This window comes from Colwellia sp. BRX8-5 (genome assembly GCF_014077325.1).
GTDB lineage: Bacteria > Pseudomonadota > Gammaproteobacteria > Enterobacterales > Alteromonadaceae > Colwellia_A.
Genome location: NZ_JACGVR010000038.1, coordinates 24,402 through 40,269 on the forward strand (window position 1 = coordinate 24,402; position 15,868 = coordinate 40,269).

The following is a 15,868-nucleotide window of genomic DNA, read 5'->3' on the forward strand; positions in this document are numbered from 1 at the left end:
CAACAATTCAACTTTTACAGTAACCTAACGGTAATTTTTACCTATTAACAGGATTTATAAATGACCATCGCTAACGTGCACTTACTTCTTACTGGCAATGAATTGATGACGGGAGATATTGTCGACAGTAATTCAGCAATGATCGCTCAACAATGTAAAGCCATTGGCATAAAAATTAGTCGAAAAGTGACCTTAGCTGACGATCTTGATTTACTTGCAAAGGAAATAGAACACTTAACAAAAGATGCCGATGTATTAATTATTAATGGCGGGCTTGGTCCAACAACAGATGATTTAACCGCGCAAGCATTAGCGATGGCGTCACAACGCTTTTTAAAGCAACATCCTATAGCATTGGCCCACCTAAAAACCTGGTGTGAACAACGTAATGCTCATTTAGGTAAGGCTAATTTAAAGCAAGCCCTGCTGCCGGAAAATTGTAATATTATTGCCAACCGAGTAGGCAGCGCAGTAGGTTTTTCCTTAACACTGAATGATTGCCAAATTTTTTGTACGCCGGGGGTCCCTAGTGAACTTAACATAATGCTTGATGAAGTAATCATTCCTGAATTGGCCTCACAATCTAACTTCACTGCGGAAATGGATATTACTCGCTTACAATTATTTGGTATTGGCGAGTCAACCCTTCAGTCAATGTTGGTAAAAAACTTTCCCGATTGGCCTAAAGAAGTTGAAGTCGGTTTTCGTGCATCTTCGCCATTAATAGAATTAAAGTTAACCGTTGAAAAAAATGAGCATTTATCAATAAAAATCGATCTTATTCAAAAAATTAAAACCTTATTAAATGATCACATCATTGAAGAGATTAAAGATAAACCTTATTCTTTAGCCGAACTAGTATTGCAGTTATGCCAACAAAAAAATCTTAAAATAACAACAGCAGAGTCTTGTACCGGCGGTTTAATCGCCAGCGAAATAACCAAAGTTTCAGGGTCATCATCTTCGTTTGAGGCTGGCTTTGTAACTTACTCAAATAATATGAAAAGCAAACTATTGCATGTTAATGAAAATATACTTGAACAACATGGCGCGGTTAGTGAACAGACAGTAATAGCGATGGCAGAAGGTGCATTAGCCATAGCAGGAGCTGATTTAGTTATTGCCGTTTCAGGTATAGCTGGCCCAACGGGTGGCAGTAAAGAAAAACCCGTTGGCTCAGTTTGGATAGCTTGGGGTAATAAAGATAAAATACACACCAAATATTTTTGTATAAAGGCAAATAGGGAAAACTTTCAACGTACGGTAGCAGCAAGATCTCTTGATTTAATAAGACGGTTATTAATTGAGAGTAGTCAAACACCACTTTATTTTTAATATATAGCCTTAATATGTTGTATGCATGTTAACGTTAGGTATTAACTATAATAATATTGAAAGAAATGTCATTTTTATTGCGCCATAAATCAAATCTTTATATATTTATAGGCAGAATAAACTAGAATAGAATTATAAAGCTGCATATTCGTTATTTGGGTAACTAATATTGCTAGACGTTTTAGTAGAAATAGGAGCATATTTTGATAGAAAAAAACTTCATCACGAGTGGTCGTAATACCATTATCCATAAGATGAGAAAATTTGATTTATTGATTATAAATGGCGGTCACCCTGTAGTGATTGTAAGTAACCGTGGTATAGGTATTTACAAAGGTGAAGTTCCAAATAAGAAAGCTGACGCTAAGAAAGCCTATCAAGATGTTGTTGATGTTAGTGCAACAGACGTTTTTGGAGAGAATAAAACATTAATTTTTATACAAGCATTAGATAACAAAGAATATAAAATTGATTATTCAAAAGTAAATACTGGCTCTTTCATTAAAATTCACCAGGAAAACTACATTTAATCGATATTTTAAGTGGTAATATTGGAGTAAATCTAGCGTGACTCAAGCAAGCTTAGTAACAAATAAAAAAAATAATATTGACCTTGTTTTGCAACCGGTTAAAGATGATACACAGGTAACAGAAGCCAGCGTCCATGAACTAATAGAAAATTCTGAATTTAAAGATTTATATGTTGATAATGGTAATATAAAAAATGCCATCGCCGAACTTAATAGTGTCCTAAAACCCCTTCAAACGAATAAATCTGGCCGAGAAATTAGTTATCAAGTGCTTGAGCGCAGAGACGCGACTATTTCAATTACCATTGATAAAGATGAAATGTCTGCAACAGCTGAGATTTCAACAGCGCTTGGTGGTAAACATTTAACCGCTAAGGCCATTCTCAACTCTGCTCAAGAAGCTGGTGTTAGCAAAGGTTTTACCAAAGAGCAATTATTAAAACTTGCTCATCAAGCCGCGAAAGAACCTGCTGGCTCTATAATTACCGGCGAAATTGCCCACGGTAAAATTGCCATTAATGGTAAAAATTCAAAAATAAAATGGTTAGTGCAAAGCGCCCAAGATAGAATTTTACGTCCTAAAGATCGCGAAGATGGAAGTGTCGATATGCGCGATTTAGGTGACATAATTTGTGTGAAAGTTGGCGATCCGCTCGCGAAAAAAATTATGCTTACCGAAGGTGTTAAAGGTTTTACTGTGACTGGCTCTGCCCTAGATCCTTTACCAGGAGATGACATCACGCTAACCGCTGGCGAAGGTACAACAATAAGCCCTAAGAATGATAAAGTCTTAATCTCGACACTGGTCGGCTTACCAAGAATTATTGATAACGGCATGGAAGTTGATCCGGTTTATCGCATAAAAAATGTTGATATCAGTACTGGGCATATCAAATTTGAAGGCAGTGTTATTATTGATGGTGATATTTGTGAGGGTATGAAAGTAACGGCAACCGGCGATATCACAATTGGTGGTTTTGTTGAGTCAGCAACCTTAGAAGCTGGTGGTGACATTACTATTGGTAGTGGCATTATTGGTAAAAAACAAGACGTTGAAGGTCAATCTCTCGATAATATTAAAATGAGTGCTTATATATCTGCTAAAGGTGATATTTTCGCAAAATATGCTCAATATGCTGAAATATCTTGTCACTCCTTACGTATTGAAAACCAAATGATGCACAGCATTATTGATGTTGAAGAGACACTTTGGTTAGGCACTGAAGAAAAAGCTAATGGTAAGCTTATCGCTGGTTACATAAAAGCGGGAAAATCTGTTCATGCCGGTATTGTAGGCGCAACAGCAGGAAGCAGCACCATTATAAGCTTTTCCAAAAAAGTGGATCTAATGAAAGAACAGTTAGAAGACATTGAATTTAAATTAAAAGTTGATTCTGATAAATCAACAGAATTACAATTAGCCGTTAATAAACTCAAAAAGTTGCCTAGCGATAAAGTAAACCCTGAGATGCTCAGTAAACTGGTTTCTACTTATAAGTTTCATGCTCATCGCGTAGGTGAGATCCTTAACGAAAAAGAAGCTTTTGAAGAGCAAATACAAACCTATATGGCAAGTGTCTATATAGAAGCAACAGAGAAACTTTATCACGGTGTACAAATGATTGTTGGCGACTTCCAAGATAGATCTCGCCGTGAATATGGACCAACTAAGGTGAATTATAAAGAAAGAAAAATTCATTTTAATCCTATCGTTAATACATAGAATATTACTGAACATTTTCCATCAATATCATTTTAGTTACATTAGGAAAACGATGAAAATTAATACTCTTGCTTTAATTGCAACGAGCTTAATTGCTGGTACAGCTTCAGCACAGCAATGCGATATAAACTTTAATCATGGTGTGGTAATCAACCCTTCTCATGTACGTATTTTGAAAGAAAGCCAAACCTACGTTCAGATTAATAATGATCAACAATTATTTATTCGTGGGCGTGAGATAGCCCTCAATGAAGAACAAAGACAATTACTCACGCAATACAGCCAAGGCATTCGTAAACAAATCCCTGAAATAGTGGCGATAGCGATTGAAGGTGTTGATATTGATTTAAAAGCAGTAAACAAAGTTATTGCGGGTTTAACGGGTGAAAATAGCGCCTCACATCAAAAAATTCAAGAGCGCTTCGATGAGATGCAATACCGTTTAAGAGAACGTTTTAACCATAGCGATACTAATTATTATATTGCTTCGCAAGATTTTGCTGATTTTGATGAAATTTTTGCTGGCGCCTTTGAACAAGAAATTGAAAGTATCGTAACCGAATCAATTGGCACTATTTTAATGGCCGTTGGTGAAGCAATGACCACCAACGAAGCAAGCAGTAGTGAACAGCGCGTAGAAACCTTTGACCAACGTATCAAAGGTATGGAAAAGGATTTGCAGCTTGACATTGAACCCCGCGCACAAGAAGTTAAATTAAAAGCTGCGCAGTTTTGTAAAAGCTTAAAGAAGTTAGATCAACTAGAGTCGAAGTTACAGCAAAGTATCACTGCACTGAGTGAATTTGATTTGATACAGACAAAGTAATTCCGTTGCTCCCAAAGAGCAACGTCATAGTGAACAAAGCGCCAGACCCTGTAACAAAATCTGTGTAACTGCCTATCATTAATACCCATATAGGGTTTAGGATAGGCAGACTATGAATAAGAAAGAATTAGAAGTATTTGCTAAACAAGCAGCTAAAGGTATTAAGTCCGAGCAAGACTTAACCGACTTTCGTAGAATATTAACAAAGATAACCGTTGAAGCCGCTTTAAATGCTGAGCTTGAAGAACATCTTGGTTATGCACTTCATGAGCAATCCAGCACGAACAATAGCCGAAATGGCTACTCCTCGAAATCTATTCGCACCGAAGACGGTCAAGTTGAGCTTGAAACCCCACGCGATAGAGAAGGAAGCTTTGAACCCAAATTAGTCAAAAAGAACCAAACGCGATTTACGTCAATGGACGATAAAATCTTGTACCTGTATGCTAAAGGCATGACAACGAGGGAAATCGTTGATACGTTCAAAGAAATGTATGATGCTGACATTTCACCCACATTGATATCTCGTGTCACCAATGCCGTGATAGAGCAAGTCATTGAATGGCAAGCTAGACCATTAGATTCAGTCTATCCTATTGTTTATCTCGACTGTTTGGTTGTAAAAATCAGACAAGATAAACACGTTATCAATAAAGCTATTTATCTGGCTTTAGGTGTGAATATCGAAGGCCATAAAGAGCTGTTGGGTATGTGGATATCGGAAAACGAAGGAGCTAAGTTCTGGTTGAATGTACTGACAGAGCTTCAAAATAGAGGGGTAAATGACATCCTGATTGCTTGTGTTGATGGCCTTAAGGGGTTTCCTGAGGCAATTAATACCGTATTCCCTCAAACCCAAGTTCAGCTTTGTATTGTTCATATGGTGCGTAATTCGATGAAGTATGTTCCCTGGAAAGATTACAAGGCTGTCACCGCTGATTTGAAGCGAATATATCAATCAGTAACAGAAGAAGAGGCACTACTTGAACTCGATAACTTCTGCTTACGTTGGGATGATAAATACCCACAAATCAGTCGTTCTTGGCGAGCACATTGGTCAAACCTAAATACGTTATTCAAATACCCCCAAGACATTCGCAAAGCTATCTACACAACGAATGCGATAGAATCACTTAACAGTGTTATCCGAAAGGCGATTAAAAAACGTAAGCTATTTCCGTCTGATGATTCAGCGAGGAAAGTCGTTTATCTTGCGATAGATGCAGCATCCAAGAAATGGACGATGCCGATAAGAAACTGGAAAACGGCCTTGAATCGATTTATGATTGAATTCGAAGACCGCTTAAAGGACTTTATTTAAAACTGGCAGTTACACAAAATCTGTTACAGGGTCAAGCGCCAACCTGAACATAACACCGTCATCCTGAACACAACACCGTCATCCTGAACACAACACCGTCATCCTGAACATAACTCCGTCATCCTGAACACAACACCGTCATCCTGAACATAACTCCGTCATCCTGAACTTGTTTCAGGATCTGTACTTGTAACAACAAAAACCAGATACTGAAATGAATTCAGCATGACGACAAAAGGACTAAACGCTCAGGACTCTCTGATAACATCACTATCATCATCAACACAACTCCGTCATCCTGAGACAGGCACCGTCATCCTGAAACAAGCGCCGTCATCCTGAACTTGTTTCAGGATCTGTACTTACAACCACAAAAACCAGATGCTGAAATAAATTCAGCATGACGACAAAAGGACTAAACGATCACGACTCCCTGATGTCATCACTGTTATCACAACGCCATCATCCTGAACACAAGCACCGTCATCCTGAACTTGTTTCAGGATCTGTACTTACAACCACAAAAACCAGATACTGAAATAAATTCAGCATGACGACAAAAGGACTTAACGATCATCGACTCCCTGATACCATCACTGTCATTCTGAGACAGGCACCGTCATCCTAAAACAAGCACAATCACCTCAACACAACGCCATCGTCCTAAAACAAGCACAATCACCTGAACACAACACCGTCATCCTGAACTTGTTTCAGGATCTGTACTTACAACCACAAAAACCAGATACTGAAATGAATTCAGCATGACGACTAAAGGACTTAACGCTCACCGACTCTCTGAAACCATCACTATCATCAACACAACGACTTAATCCTAAACATAAAAAAACCTGCATCAGCAGGTTTTTATAATTAAAATCGCACAAATAGTAACTTACATATTTGGATAATTCGGACCACCGGTGCCTTCTGGTGTCACCCAAGTTATATTTTGGCTTGGGTCTTTAATATCACAGGTTTTACAGTGAATACAGTTTTGTGCATTGATCACTAATTTATCACCCTGCTCTGTCGATTCAATTTCGTATACGCCAGCCGGACAATAACGCTGAGCAGGCTCTGCATACTTAGCTAAATTAACCGTAATTGGAACATCGACGTCAGTCAGTCTTAAGTGACAAGGTTGTTCTTCTTCATGGTTAGTATTTGACAAAAATACTGAGGTTAATTTATCAAAACTTAGTTTATTATCTGGTTTTGGATAATTAATAACCGCCGACTCCGAGGCTAATTTAAGCTGGTCATGGTCAAGCGTGTCGTCCTTAAGGTTAAACGGTAATTTACCATTAAATAGGTTTTGATCTATGGTGTTGTAAGCACCACCCAAGGTCATACCAAATTTATGCATCGCCGGGCCAAAATTGCGAGAGCTATAAAGTTCGTCATATAACCAAGAGTCTTTAAACCTTTCAGTATAATCAGCAAGGTCTTTACCGCCTTCATCACCGGAAACAATCACTTGAAAAATACTTTCAGCGGCTAACATACCCGATTTCATTGCGGTGTGATTACCTTTGATTTTAGCAAAATTTATCGTTCCAGCATCACAGCCGACTATAATACCACCAGGCATTGTCATTTTAGGTAGTGAGTTAAAACCACCCTTTGCCATCGCTCGTGCTCCATAAGAAACACGTTTACCGCCTTCAAGGTACTGACTAATTTTTGGATGATGTTTATAACGTTGAAATTCATCAAATGGACTTAAATGCGGGTTGCTATAATTTAAATCTACAATAAGACCTACAAATACTTGATTATTTTCTGCATGGTATAAATAGCCACCACCTGTTGCGCCTTGATCTAATGGCCAACCAGCCGTATGTACTACGAGACCTTCTTGGTGCTTAGCGGGATCAATGTCCCAAATTTCTTTAAAACCTAAACCATAATGCTGTGGAGAGACACCTTCATCTAAATTAAATTTACTGATCAGCTCTTTACCTAAGTGACCACGGCAACCTTCAGCAAAAACAGTATACTTAGCGCGAAGTTCCATTCCAGGAACAAATGAATCTTTTTCTTTACCATTAACATCTAGACCCATGTCACCGGTAATAATACCCGCAACACTACCATCATCGTTATAGAGTACTTCATGTGCTGGGAAACCAGGAAAAATTTCAACCCCTAATTCTTCCGCTTGCTCTGCTAACCAACGACATACGTTGCCCATGCTAACAATATAGTTTCCATCGTTATGCATAGTTTTTGGTACAGAGATGTTAGGTAATTTTATCGCGTTGCTTTCGCTATTAAGTAAATAAAGATCATCGCCGGTAACTTTTGTATTCAGTGGCGCGCCTTTTTCTTGCCAATCTGGGAATAATTCATTTAGCGCTCTTGGCTCAAAAACAGCCCCCGATAAAATATGTGCTCCAACTTCTGAGCCTTTTTCAACAACGCAGACTAAGAGTTCTTGATCTTTTTCTTTTGCTAACTGCATCAAACGACAAGCTGTTGCTAAGCCAGACGGACCAGCACCAACAATAACAACGTCAAAATCCATCGATTCGCGTTCCATAAATTTCCCCAAAAAATATTCATTTAAATAAAATCAAACACTCGTTTGATTTTCAAACACCTGTTTGATAATATCACTCATTATAGATATTTTGTTGATAAATACTATCTTCTATTGAAAGATATTGCGACAAAAGCTATTTAAGCTCAATTTATCGAGACAAGCACCGTATTACGTTGACGTTCACGTAGTCTAGTATTAGTCTGTCGAGCAATAATGAGAAATACTTGCTAATGTTAGTTTAATTAATCAAACCTTAGCTTTACACTATAAATACAAACACAACAAACGCAATCAGAGGCTACGATGAAAGTATTAGTACCTATTAAACGTGTAATTGACTATAACGTCAAAGTTCGCGTAAAAGCAGACAATTCAAATGTTGATCTTGCTAATGTAAAAATGGCAATTAACCCTTTTTGTGAAATCGCTGTAGAAGAAGCGGTTCGTTTAAAAGAAGCTGGCGTTGCCACTGAAGTTATTGTGGTATCCGTTGGTGACAAGTCTTGCCAAGAACAATTAAGAACGGCTTTAGCATTAGGCGCAGACCGCGCTATTCAAATCGAAACTGATGAGAAGTTAGACGCTCTTAATATCGCCAAACTTTTACAAAAGATTGTTGAAGAAGAACAGCCACAATTGGTTATTCTAGGTAAGCAATCTATCGACAGTGATAATAATCAAACAGGTCAAATGCTCGCTGCCTTAACAGGTATGCCGCAAGGTACTTTCGCATCAGTGGTAAAAGTTGAAGGCGATAAAGTTAATGTAACACGTGAAGTTGATAGCGGCTTACAAACTGTATCACTTAACCTACCTGCAATTGTTACTACCGATCTGCGTTTAAATGAACCTCGTTATGCTTCATTACCTAATATCATGAAAGCAAAGCGTAAACCATTAGTGGTTAAACCCGCTGCAGATTTTGGCATTGATTTAAGCCCACGTTCAAAATTAATAAAAGTTGTACCACCTGCAACACGTAAAGCCGGTATTATTGTTGATGGTGTAGATACATTAATTGAAAAACTGAAAAATGAAGCGAAGGTGATTTCATGAGTATTTTAGTATTTGCTGAACATGATAACAGCACATTAAAAGCTGACACGCTTAAAACAGTTGCTGCAGCTCAAGCAATTGGTGGTGACATTCATATATTAGTTGCTGGTAGTAATTGTCAGAGTGTTGCACAAGAAGCCGCTAAAGTTAACGGTGTAAGTAAAGTACTTGTTGCTGATAATCCAGCTTATGAACATCAGTTAGCTGAAAACATTAGCTTATTGGTAACAGAACTTGCTGCTGATTACGAACACGTCTTAGCAACAGCTTTAACGACAGGTAAGAACTTTATGCCTCGCGTTGCCGCTTTATTAGATGTTGCACAAATATCAGATATTATTGCTGTAGAAAGTAGTGATACTTTTGTTCGTCCTATTTATGCAGGTAATGCTATTGCCACAGTGCAAAGCTTAGACAGTAAAAAAATAATTACGGTTCGTCCTACGGGGTTTGACCCAGTTGCCACTGATGGTAGTGCTGAGATTGTAACAGTAGACTCAGTAACAGACGCTGGAATTTCAACGCATGTAAATGATGAACTTTCTGTATCAGAACGTCCTGACTTAGGCGCAGCAAGTATCGTTATTTCAGGTGGTCGTGGTATGCAAAACGGCGATAACTTCAAGTTACTTGAAGGTATTGCAGATAAGCTTGGCGCTGCTATTGGTGCTTCACGTGCCGCTGTAGATGCTGGCTTTGTACCTAATGACATGCAAGTCGGTCAAACAGGTAAAATTGTTGCTCCTGACCTATACATAGCTGTAGGTATAAGTGGTGCAATACAGCATTTAGCTGGTATGAAAGATTCTAAAATCATTGTTGCGATCAACAAGGATGCCGAAGCGCCTATTTTCCAAGTAGCTGATTACGGTATTGTTGGTGATTTATTTGAAGTATTACCAGAGCTTGAGGGTAAACTGTAAACTATAACGTTTTCAGACTTATTTTCTAGGTATAATAAAGCCACTTTAATAGTGGCTTTATTTTTATCTTTTATTTAACCACTCAGTCAATTAACACTCGGGTACCACATCATGAAAAATAAACTTTCTAGTCTTAGCGATCTTGCTGGTGCATTTGGTAGAGAGAGTGCTACAGCTGAGCATTCGGCCAATCAGCAACCAGCCGATAGTTCATTAGTATATTCAACAGATAGTGGCCGTATCAAACAAGACAATAACGCCCAAACAATAACAGCCAGTGATGGCTTTGCTAAAGTTAGGCGTGAAACTAAAGGCAGAAAAGGTAAAGGTGTCATCACCATTAGCGGATTAGGCTTAGATGCAAAAGCGCTAAAAGAGCTTGCTACAAAATTAAAGAAAACCTGTGGCACCGGTGGCAGTGTTGTCGGTGAAGTCATCGAAGTGCAAGGCGATAAAAGAGAGCAAATAAAACAGGTCCTTGAGAGCAATGGCTTTAAGGTAAAGTTTGTTGGCGGCTAGTCAGCAAACATCTAACAGGCTAACTTATATCGTACTTTCGTAATTTCATTGCTATTTTATTGTGTGAAACCTTTAACCGCTCTGCTAGTTTTCTCGTTGTTGGGTAAAGCGGATACAAGGTTTTAAGCAAATCGCCTTCAAATTTTTCTTGAGCACTATTCCAGTCCGACCATTGAGGCTGCTCAGCAAAATTTTCACCATCGCTAGCAGAACCAGCAATATTATGACTTATCGGTAAATCGACTGCTGAAAATTGTGATAACGCACCATCAATATCAGACTTTTCAATAACACCGCTATCATTAAGGGCTACCGCTCTAAATAAAATATTTTGTAACTGGCGAATATTACCTGGCCATTTACATATCTTAAGGGCAGCAAGTGCTTGCTCTGTTAAAGTAGGTACTTTTCGTGCAACTTGAAGCGCCGCCATTTTAATAAAGTGTGCCGCTAATAAAATAATATCATCGGGTCGTTCACGCAGTGGAGGTATCGACAAATTCAATACATTTAGGCGATAGAATAGGTCTTCTCTAAATAATTGTCGTTCAATCTGTTGCGGTAAGTGTTGGTGACTGGCACTGATTATACGCACATTCGCCGTTAACTCTTTCGTGCCACCTAGGCGACGATATTTATAATCCTGTAAGAATCGTAATAACTTAGCTTGTAAATATACTGACATTTCTGCAATTTCATCTAAAAAGATAGTCCCTGTTTCTGCCAGTTCAAATAGCCCAGGTTTCCCCCCTTTTTGAGCCCCAGTAAAAGCACCTGGCGCATAGCCAAACAGTTCACTTTCTAATAAGTTTTCGGGTAATGCTGCACAATTCAGCGCTAAAAAAGGCGCATCGGCACGTCGACTGGCATTATGCAAAGCACGAGCTAATAACTCTTTACCTGTACCTGTTTCACCACTGATAAGTACCGGTAATTCTAATTCTGAAAACCTGAGTGTTTGAGACTTTAAGAGTCTAATAGCTGAGTTCTCGCCAATAATATTATCAAATTCAGCTTGCTCTCGACTCTGTATTAATGCGATATGCTGACCAACGCGATTCATTGAACGTAAGGTGAGAATAACGCCTGATGAACTATGTTCTGAAAATATTGGCGTGATATCAGCTAAATAAGAGTGTTCGAGGAATGAGAGTGAAAAATTACTCAGTGAAGAATTAAGCATGTCTTGAAAAGACTGATCTATATATTGATCGATATGCTGTCCCTCAATTTTTATAACTAAATCTTTTAATAACGACTGAGCGGCCGTATTAATAATAACAATAATACCATTTTGGTCGATATCCAGTATAGGGTCTGGAATAGTGTCTAATAAGGTTTTTAAATGTGCCTCACGTCTTTGTGTCGGTAATAAGTCGACAGATAAACAATGAACTATGTCATCGCGGTGTGACAGAGAATTTTGCACGTCAGACAATGCTAATTCATTGGACATAAAGTGGACATAAATAAAGTGACTAACCACTTCAAGAGAACGTATATTCCAACGATTATCAGCAAAAATAGCCAAGATTTCTTGGCTTATGCCAATACGATCTTTTACTTTAATTTCAATTCGCATCAGTTTATCTCAATGTTCCACAGTCATATTGTAATAGATTAATTACAATGTATTAATTATATTACAGAATAACTGATAAGCGAACGATTTGTAATAATTTAATTACAAATCAATAGACTTACACACCAATAGTCACATAAAACATTGATATAGTTACGTTATATATTGCTGGCTCTGTTTTTGCAAACATAAAAACAAACGGATCAATATAAAAGAAATTAGCGGCGCTAACCTATAAATAATAACAAAGTGCGCCCCTAATTTTCTTCATCGAAATGCTTATTAAAGAGAGAATTTATGAAAAATAGTAAATATGTTGAAACACAAGCAATCCATTCAGGACGTATTAACGATGAGCAATTTGGCTCTTTAGCAACACCACTTTACCAAACGTCTACTTTCATTTTTAAAAACGCTAAACAAGGCGCCGACCGTTTTGCGGGTGAAGCTGAAGGATATATCTATGGACGATTAGGTAACCCTACAGTAAGACAATTAGAAATGCGTGTTGCTGCCATGGAAGAAATGGAAGATGCCGCTGCCACAGCAACAGGCATGGCAGCTGTTTCTGGGGCCTTATTAGCTAATTTGCAATGTGGTGATCATATTATTTCATCTAGTGCCTTGTATGGCTGTTCATATGCATTGATCAGTCATATGCTAACCAAATTCGGCATTGAAGTTTCATTTGTTGATATGAAAGTGCCTGAAAATATTGAAAAAGCGATAAAACCAAATACTAAAGTTATATTCCTAGAAACACCAATAAACCCAAATTTAGTAGTTTTAGATTTAGCACGTATTTTAGCGATATCAAAAAAACACAGTATTCTATCAATCGTTGACAATACTTTCTTAACCCCTGTTTTACAGCAACCTGGAAAATTTGGTGCGGATATCGTTGTTCACAGTGCAACTAAGTATCTAAATGGTCATGGTGATGTGGTAGCAGGTATTATCTGTAGTAATGCTGAAATGATAGAACACATCAAATTAACAGCACTTAAAGATATTGGCGCAACAATGAGCCCTCATGATGCATGGTTAATTATGAGAGGATTAAAAACCTTACCATTGCGTATGGAACGCCACTGTTCAAATGCACAAACAATCGCTGAGTTTTTAGAAAGTCACCCAATGATAGCTAAAGTTTATTACCCTGGCCTTAAATCGCATGACGGTTATAAATTTATTGGTACGCAAATGAAAGCGGCTGGTGGAGTTATCGCTTTTGAATTAAATGCAGACTTAAAAGGTGGCGAAGAGTTTATAAATCGGATGAGTTTATTTTCAATCGCAGTAAGCCTAGGAGATGCAGAGTCTCTTATTCAGCACCCTGCTTCGATGACTCATTCACCTTATACACCAGAAGAGAGAGTAGCGGCAGGTATCAGTGATAGTTTAATTCGAATATCTGTTGGTTTAGAACATGTAAATGATTTACTTGACGATCTGAAGCAATCGTTAGATCAAATAGAAAACCGCCAAGAGCAAGTTGCCTAACTTAGCGGTTTATAACGAGTAAGTATAATTACCTGTAAAGTATTAATCCTGCGTTATAATTTTAGTTAGCGCAGGAAGTACTTTTTCTTTTAACAAGGTTAATTCACTGTCTGTATAAGCCTTCATTGCAAACTCACCCCAAACAGGCTTCGGCCAAGCAATATCATCCGTAAAGCGAACAATGTGATGGACATGAAGTTGTGGACAAATATTACCTAATGCCGCTACATTCATTTTTGTGCCATTAAATAACTGCATTAAGATTTCACTTAACAAACTTGATTCATTGAGAAACTGCTGTTGTTGCTGCCAATCAAGTTGATAAATATCTTGAATATCATCGACCCTAGGTACTAAAACAAACCACGGATAATTACTATCATTCATCAGTAATAGTGTTGACAGTGGTAACTCAAGTAACTCAATGGTGTCACGTTGTAATAGCGCATGAAGTTGAAATGTATTAGACATATAGACTCTCTTAACGTTTATTTTTACGACCGCGACCGCGGGCAGTTTTCTTAGCTTCTCTAGCCGCTACTTTTTTAGCCTCAAGTTCGATAAAATGTAGTGTTTCAATTTCTATCATATCAGGTGTTTCAAAAGTAATGCCACCCAGAGTATTATCACGTATCTCATTGATTAATATTGCTGCGGCTTTATGATAATCAATACGTCCCCCTGATTTAACACAGCCGCGTCTACGACCTATTTCTTCAAGTAACTCTACTTCTGTTTGTGGCGTATCGTCAAATTGATAACGTTCTTTTAATCGTTGCGGGTAATGCGCTAATAAATATTCACCGGCAAACGAAGCAATATCTTCATGGTCAAAGGCGGTATCTTTAACTGCGCTGGTAATCGCTAATCGATAGCCACTGTTTTCATTAACAATTTTTGGCCACAACATACCTGGGGTATCATATAAGTAAAGACCTTCGTCTAAACGAATTCGCTGCTGACCTTTAGTCACAGCAGGCTCATTACCCACTTTAGCTTTTGCTTTTCCAACAAGAGTATTTAATAAGGTAGATTTACCTACGTTAGGGATACCCATGATAACAACGTTAATCTGTTTACCCGTTTCATTTTTACTCGGTACTAATTTACGAATAAGACTAGGGAGTGTCTTCGCTACAGAAGGGTTATCTGTGGTTAGAGCAATTGCTTTGACATTTTTTTGAGACTCTAAATATTCTAGCCAAATTTTTGTTTTAGCAGGATCGGCAAGATCTGACTTATTGAGAATTTTAATAAGGGGGATATCACCTCTGATCTCAGTGATCATCGGATTTTCACTGCTAAACGGCAATCTAGCGTCACACACTTCTATGACCACATCTATTTGTGGAAGAATTTCTTTTATTTCTTTTTGGGCTTTATGCATATGCCCAGGGAACCAATTAATAGCCATAACAACACTAAGTAATTTATTAATGTGTAGATTTTAGCAAGTTACGCATTGATACACACGTTACATTGAAAATAAATATGATATTACAAACATCGCCAGTTATAAGATAAGCTTTTGAGCTGAAAGATATGAAATTTAACATACGTTAGTAGCAAGTTTACAAAGACTTAAATACAAAAAACGTTTCGTTTATAACAAGCATGCTTATTAAAAGCCAAACTACCTTTTTATCAGTGCATGCTAGTTAGCGAATTTTGTCTTTTTTGAACGCCAGAAAGTAATAAACCCGACTCTTTCGGATCGGGTTTCTGACGTGTAGGGATATACTAATGTCGCGTTGCCAAGGATGGCAAAGAGCGACCTAATTAGAAGCGGAGAATGTCCTATTCTCACATGGGTCTGTCGGACATAAATCACACTACTGTTGTTATTAATCCATGCTAGCTATGGATTTGGTCTTTTTAAACGCCAGAAAGCAAAAAACCCGTTACGTTAGTAACGGGTTTTTCTTAATTAGAAGCCTAGCAATGTCCTACTCTCACATGGGAACTCCCACACTACCATCGGCGCTACTGCGTTTCACTTCTG

Annotated in this window: 13 protein-coding genes; 9 read left to right on the forward strand and 4 right to left on the reverse strand. The window is 38.0% G+C overall.

All coding sequences use genetic code 11. The features are described from left to right. Nucleotides 1-60 precede the first annotated feature (60 nt). The 5 genes from H4J62_RS17650 (at nucleotide 61) to H4J62_RS17670 (ending at nucleotide 5,735) form a co-directional block, all read left to right on the forward strand. Entirely contained in the window at nucleotides 61-1,335 is a 1,275-nt protein-coding gene (locus tag H4J62_RS17650) for a CinA family nicotinamide mononucleotide deamidase-related protein (protein ID WP_182217858.1), read from the forward strand. Nucleotides 1,336-1,538: 203 nt separating this feature from the next. Further along, nucleotides 1,539-1,865 (forward strand): hypothetical protein, encoded by a 327-nt coding sequence (locus H4J62_RS17655; protein ID WP_146800730.1) that lies wholly within the window; start codon nucleotides 1,539-1,541, stop codon nucleotides 1,863-1,865. Nucleotides 1,866-1,902: 37 nt separating this feature from the next. Beyond that, nucleotides 1,903-3,588 (forward strand): DUF342 domain-containing protein, encoded by a 1,686-nt coding sequence (locus H4J62_RS17660; RefSeq protein WP_182217857.1) that lies wholly within the window; start codon nucleotides 1,903-1,905, stop codon nucleotides 3,586-3,588. Between the two features lie 52 nt (nucleotides 3,589-3,640). Continuing rightward, nucleotides 3,641-4,414, forward strand: coding sequence for a DUF2884 family protein (locus H4J62_RS17665; RefSeq protein ID WP_182217855.1), 774 nt, complete (start codon nucleotides 3,641-3,643; stop codon nucleotides 4,412-4,414). Nucleotides 4,415-4,526: 112 nt separating this feature from the next. Continuing rightward, nucleotides 4,527-5,735: an IS256 family transposase gene (locus tag H4J62_RS17670; RefSeq protein WP_182217854.1), complete on the forward strand. Its 1,209-nt coding sequence runs from the start codon at nucleotides 4,527-4,529 to the stop codon at nucleotides 5,733-5,735. 895 nt (nucleotides 5,736-6,630) lie between these two features. On the opposite strand, the gene H4J62_RS17675 is transcribed toward H4J62_RS17670, so the two are convergent. After that, complete coding sequence (locus H4J62_RS17675; protein WP_070374460.1) at nucleotides 6,631-8,280, reverse strand: electron transfer flavoprotein-ubiquinone oxidoreductase; 1,650 nt, start codon at nucleotides 8,278-8,280, stop codon at nucleotides 6,631-6,633. Between the two features lie 306 nt (nucleotides 8,281-8,586). On the opposite strand from H4J62_RS17675, the gene H4J62_RS17680 reads away from it, so the two are divergent. From H4J62_RS17680 to H4J62_RS17690, 3 genes are all read left to right on the forward strand, one after another. Then, nucleotides 8,587-9,339 carry an electron transfer flavoprotein subunit beta/FixA family protein gene (locus tag H4J62_RS17680; RefSeq protein ID WP_070374461.1) on the forward strand — a complete coding sequence of 251 codons (753 nt, stop codon included), beginning with the start codon at nucleotides 8,587-8,589 and terminating at the stop codon, nucleotides 9,337-9,339. Further along, the gene (locus H4J62_RS17685; protein WP_182218571.1) at nucleotides 9,336-10,262 is read left to right on the forward strand and encodes an electron transfer flavoprotein subunit alpha/FixB family protein; all 927 of its coding nucleotides are present in this window, start codon (nucleotides 9,336-9,338) and stop codon (nucleotides 10,260-10,262) included. Before H4J62_RS17680 ends, H4J62_RS17685 begins: the two co-directional genes overlap by 4 nt. A gap of 111 nt (nucleotides 10,263-10,373) precedes the next feature. Beyond that, nucleotides 10,374-10,781, forward strand: a complete 408-nt coding sequence (locus H4J62_RS17690; protein ID WP_182218570.1) for a translation initiation factor — start codon at nucleotides 10,374-10,376, stop codon at nucleotides 10,779-10,781. A gap of 19 nt (nucleotides 10,782-10,800) precedes the next feature. On the opposite strand, the gene H4J62_RS17695 is transcribed toward H4J62_RS17690, so the two are convergent. Further along, nucleotides 10,801-12,363: a sigma 54-interacting transcriptional regulator gene (locus H4J62_RS17695; RefSeq protein WP_182218568.1), complete on the reverse strand. Its 1,563-nt coding sequence runs from the start codon at nucleotides 12,361-12,363 to the stop codon at nucleotides 10,801-10,803. Nucleotides 12,364-12,660: 297 nt separating this feature from the next. Between H4J62_RS17695 and megL the strand changes: the two genes are divergently transcribed. Next, nucleotides 12,661-13,866, forward strand: a complete 1,206-nt coding sequence (gene megL, locus H4J62_RS17700) for a methionine gamma-lyase (RefSeq protein ID WP_182218566.1) — start codon at nucleotides 12,661-12,663, stop codon at nucleotides 13,864-13,866. 42 nt (nucleotides 13,867-13,908) lie between these two features. Here megL and H4J62_RS17705 read toward each other — a convergent pair whose 3' ends face one another. Then, complete coding sequence (locus H4J62_RS17705; RefSeq protein WP_182218565.1) at nucleotides 13,909-14,337, reverse strand: HIT domain-containing protein; 429 nt, start codon at nucleotides 14,335-14,337, stop codon at nucleotides 13,909-13,911. Between the two features lie 10 nt (nucleotides 14,338-14,347). After that, complete coding sequence (gene ylqF / locus H4J62_RS17710; RefSeq protein WP_070374465.1) at nucleotides 14,348-15,280, reverse strand: ribosome biogenesis GTPase YlqF; 933 nt, start codon at nucleotides 15,278-15,280, stop codon at nucleotides 14,348-14,350. Nucleotides 15,281-15,868 lie beyond the last annotated feature (588 nt).

Excerpts from the sequence above, each read along its gene's own strand:
- H4J62_RS17675 (WP_070374460.1), bottom strand. The coding sequence starts at position 8,280 with ATGGAACGCGAATCGATGGATTTTGACGTTGTTATTGTTGGTGCTGGT.
- H4J62_RS17690 (WP_182218570.1), top strand. The coding sequence starts at position 10,374 with ATGAAAAATAAACTTTCTAGTCTTAGCGATCTTGCTGGTGCATTTGGT.
- H4J62_RS17650 (WP_182217858.1), top strand. The coding sequence starts at position 61 with ATGACCATCGCTAACGTGCACTTACTTCTTACTGGCAATGAATTGATG.
- H4J62_RS17705 (WP_182218565.1), bottom strand. The coding sequence starts at position 14,337 with ATGTCTAATACATTTCAACTTCATGCGCTATTACAACGTGACACCATT.
- H4J62_RS17685 (WP_182218571.1), top strand. The coding sequence starts at position 9,336 with ATGAGTATTTTAGTATTTGCTGAACATGATAACAGCACATTAAAAGCT.
- megL (WP_182218566.1), top strand. The coding sequence starts at position 12,661 with ATGAAAAATAGTAAATATGTTGAAACACAAGCAATCCATTCAGGACGT.
- H4J62_RS17680 (WP_070374461.1), top strand. The coding sequence starts at position 8,587 with ATGAAAGTATTAGTACCTATTAAACGTGTAATTGACTATAACGTCAAA.
- H4J62_RS17670 (WP_182217854.1), top strand. The coding sequence starts at position 4,527 with ATGAATAAGAAAGAATTAGAAGTATTTGCTAAACAAGCAGCTAAAGGT.
- ylqF (WP_070374465.1), bottom strand. The coding sequence starts at position 15,280 with ATGGCTATTAATTGGTTCCCTGGGCATATGCATAAAGCCCAAAAAGAA.
- H4J62_RS17665 (WP_182217855.1), top strand. The coding sequence starts at position 3,641 with ATGAAAATTAATACTCTTGCTTTAATTGCAACGAGCTTAATTGCTGGT.
- H4J62_RS17695 (WP_182218568.1), bottom strand. The coding sequence starts at position 12,363 with ATGCGAATTGAAATTAAAGTAAAAGATCGTATTGGCATAAGCCAAGAA.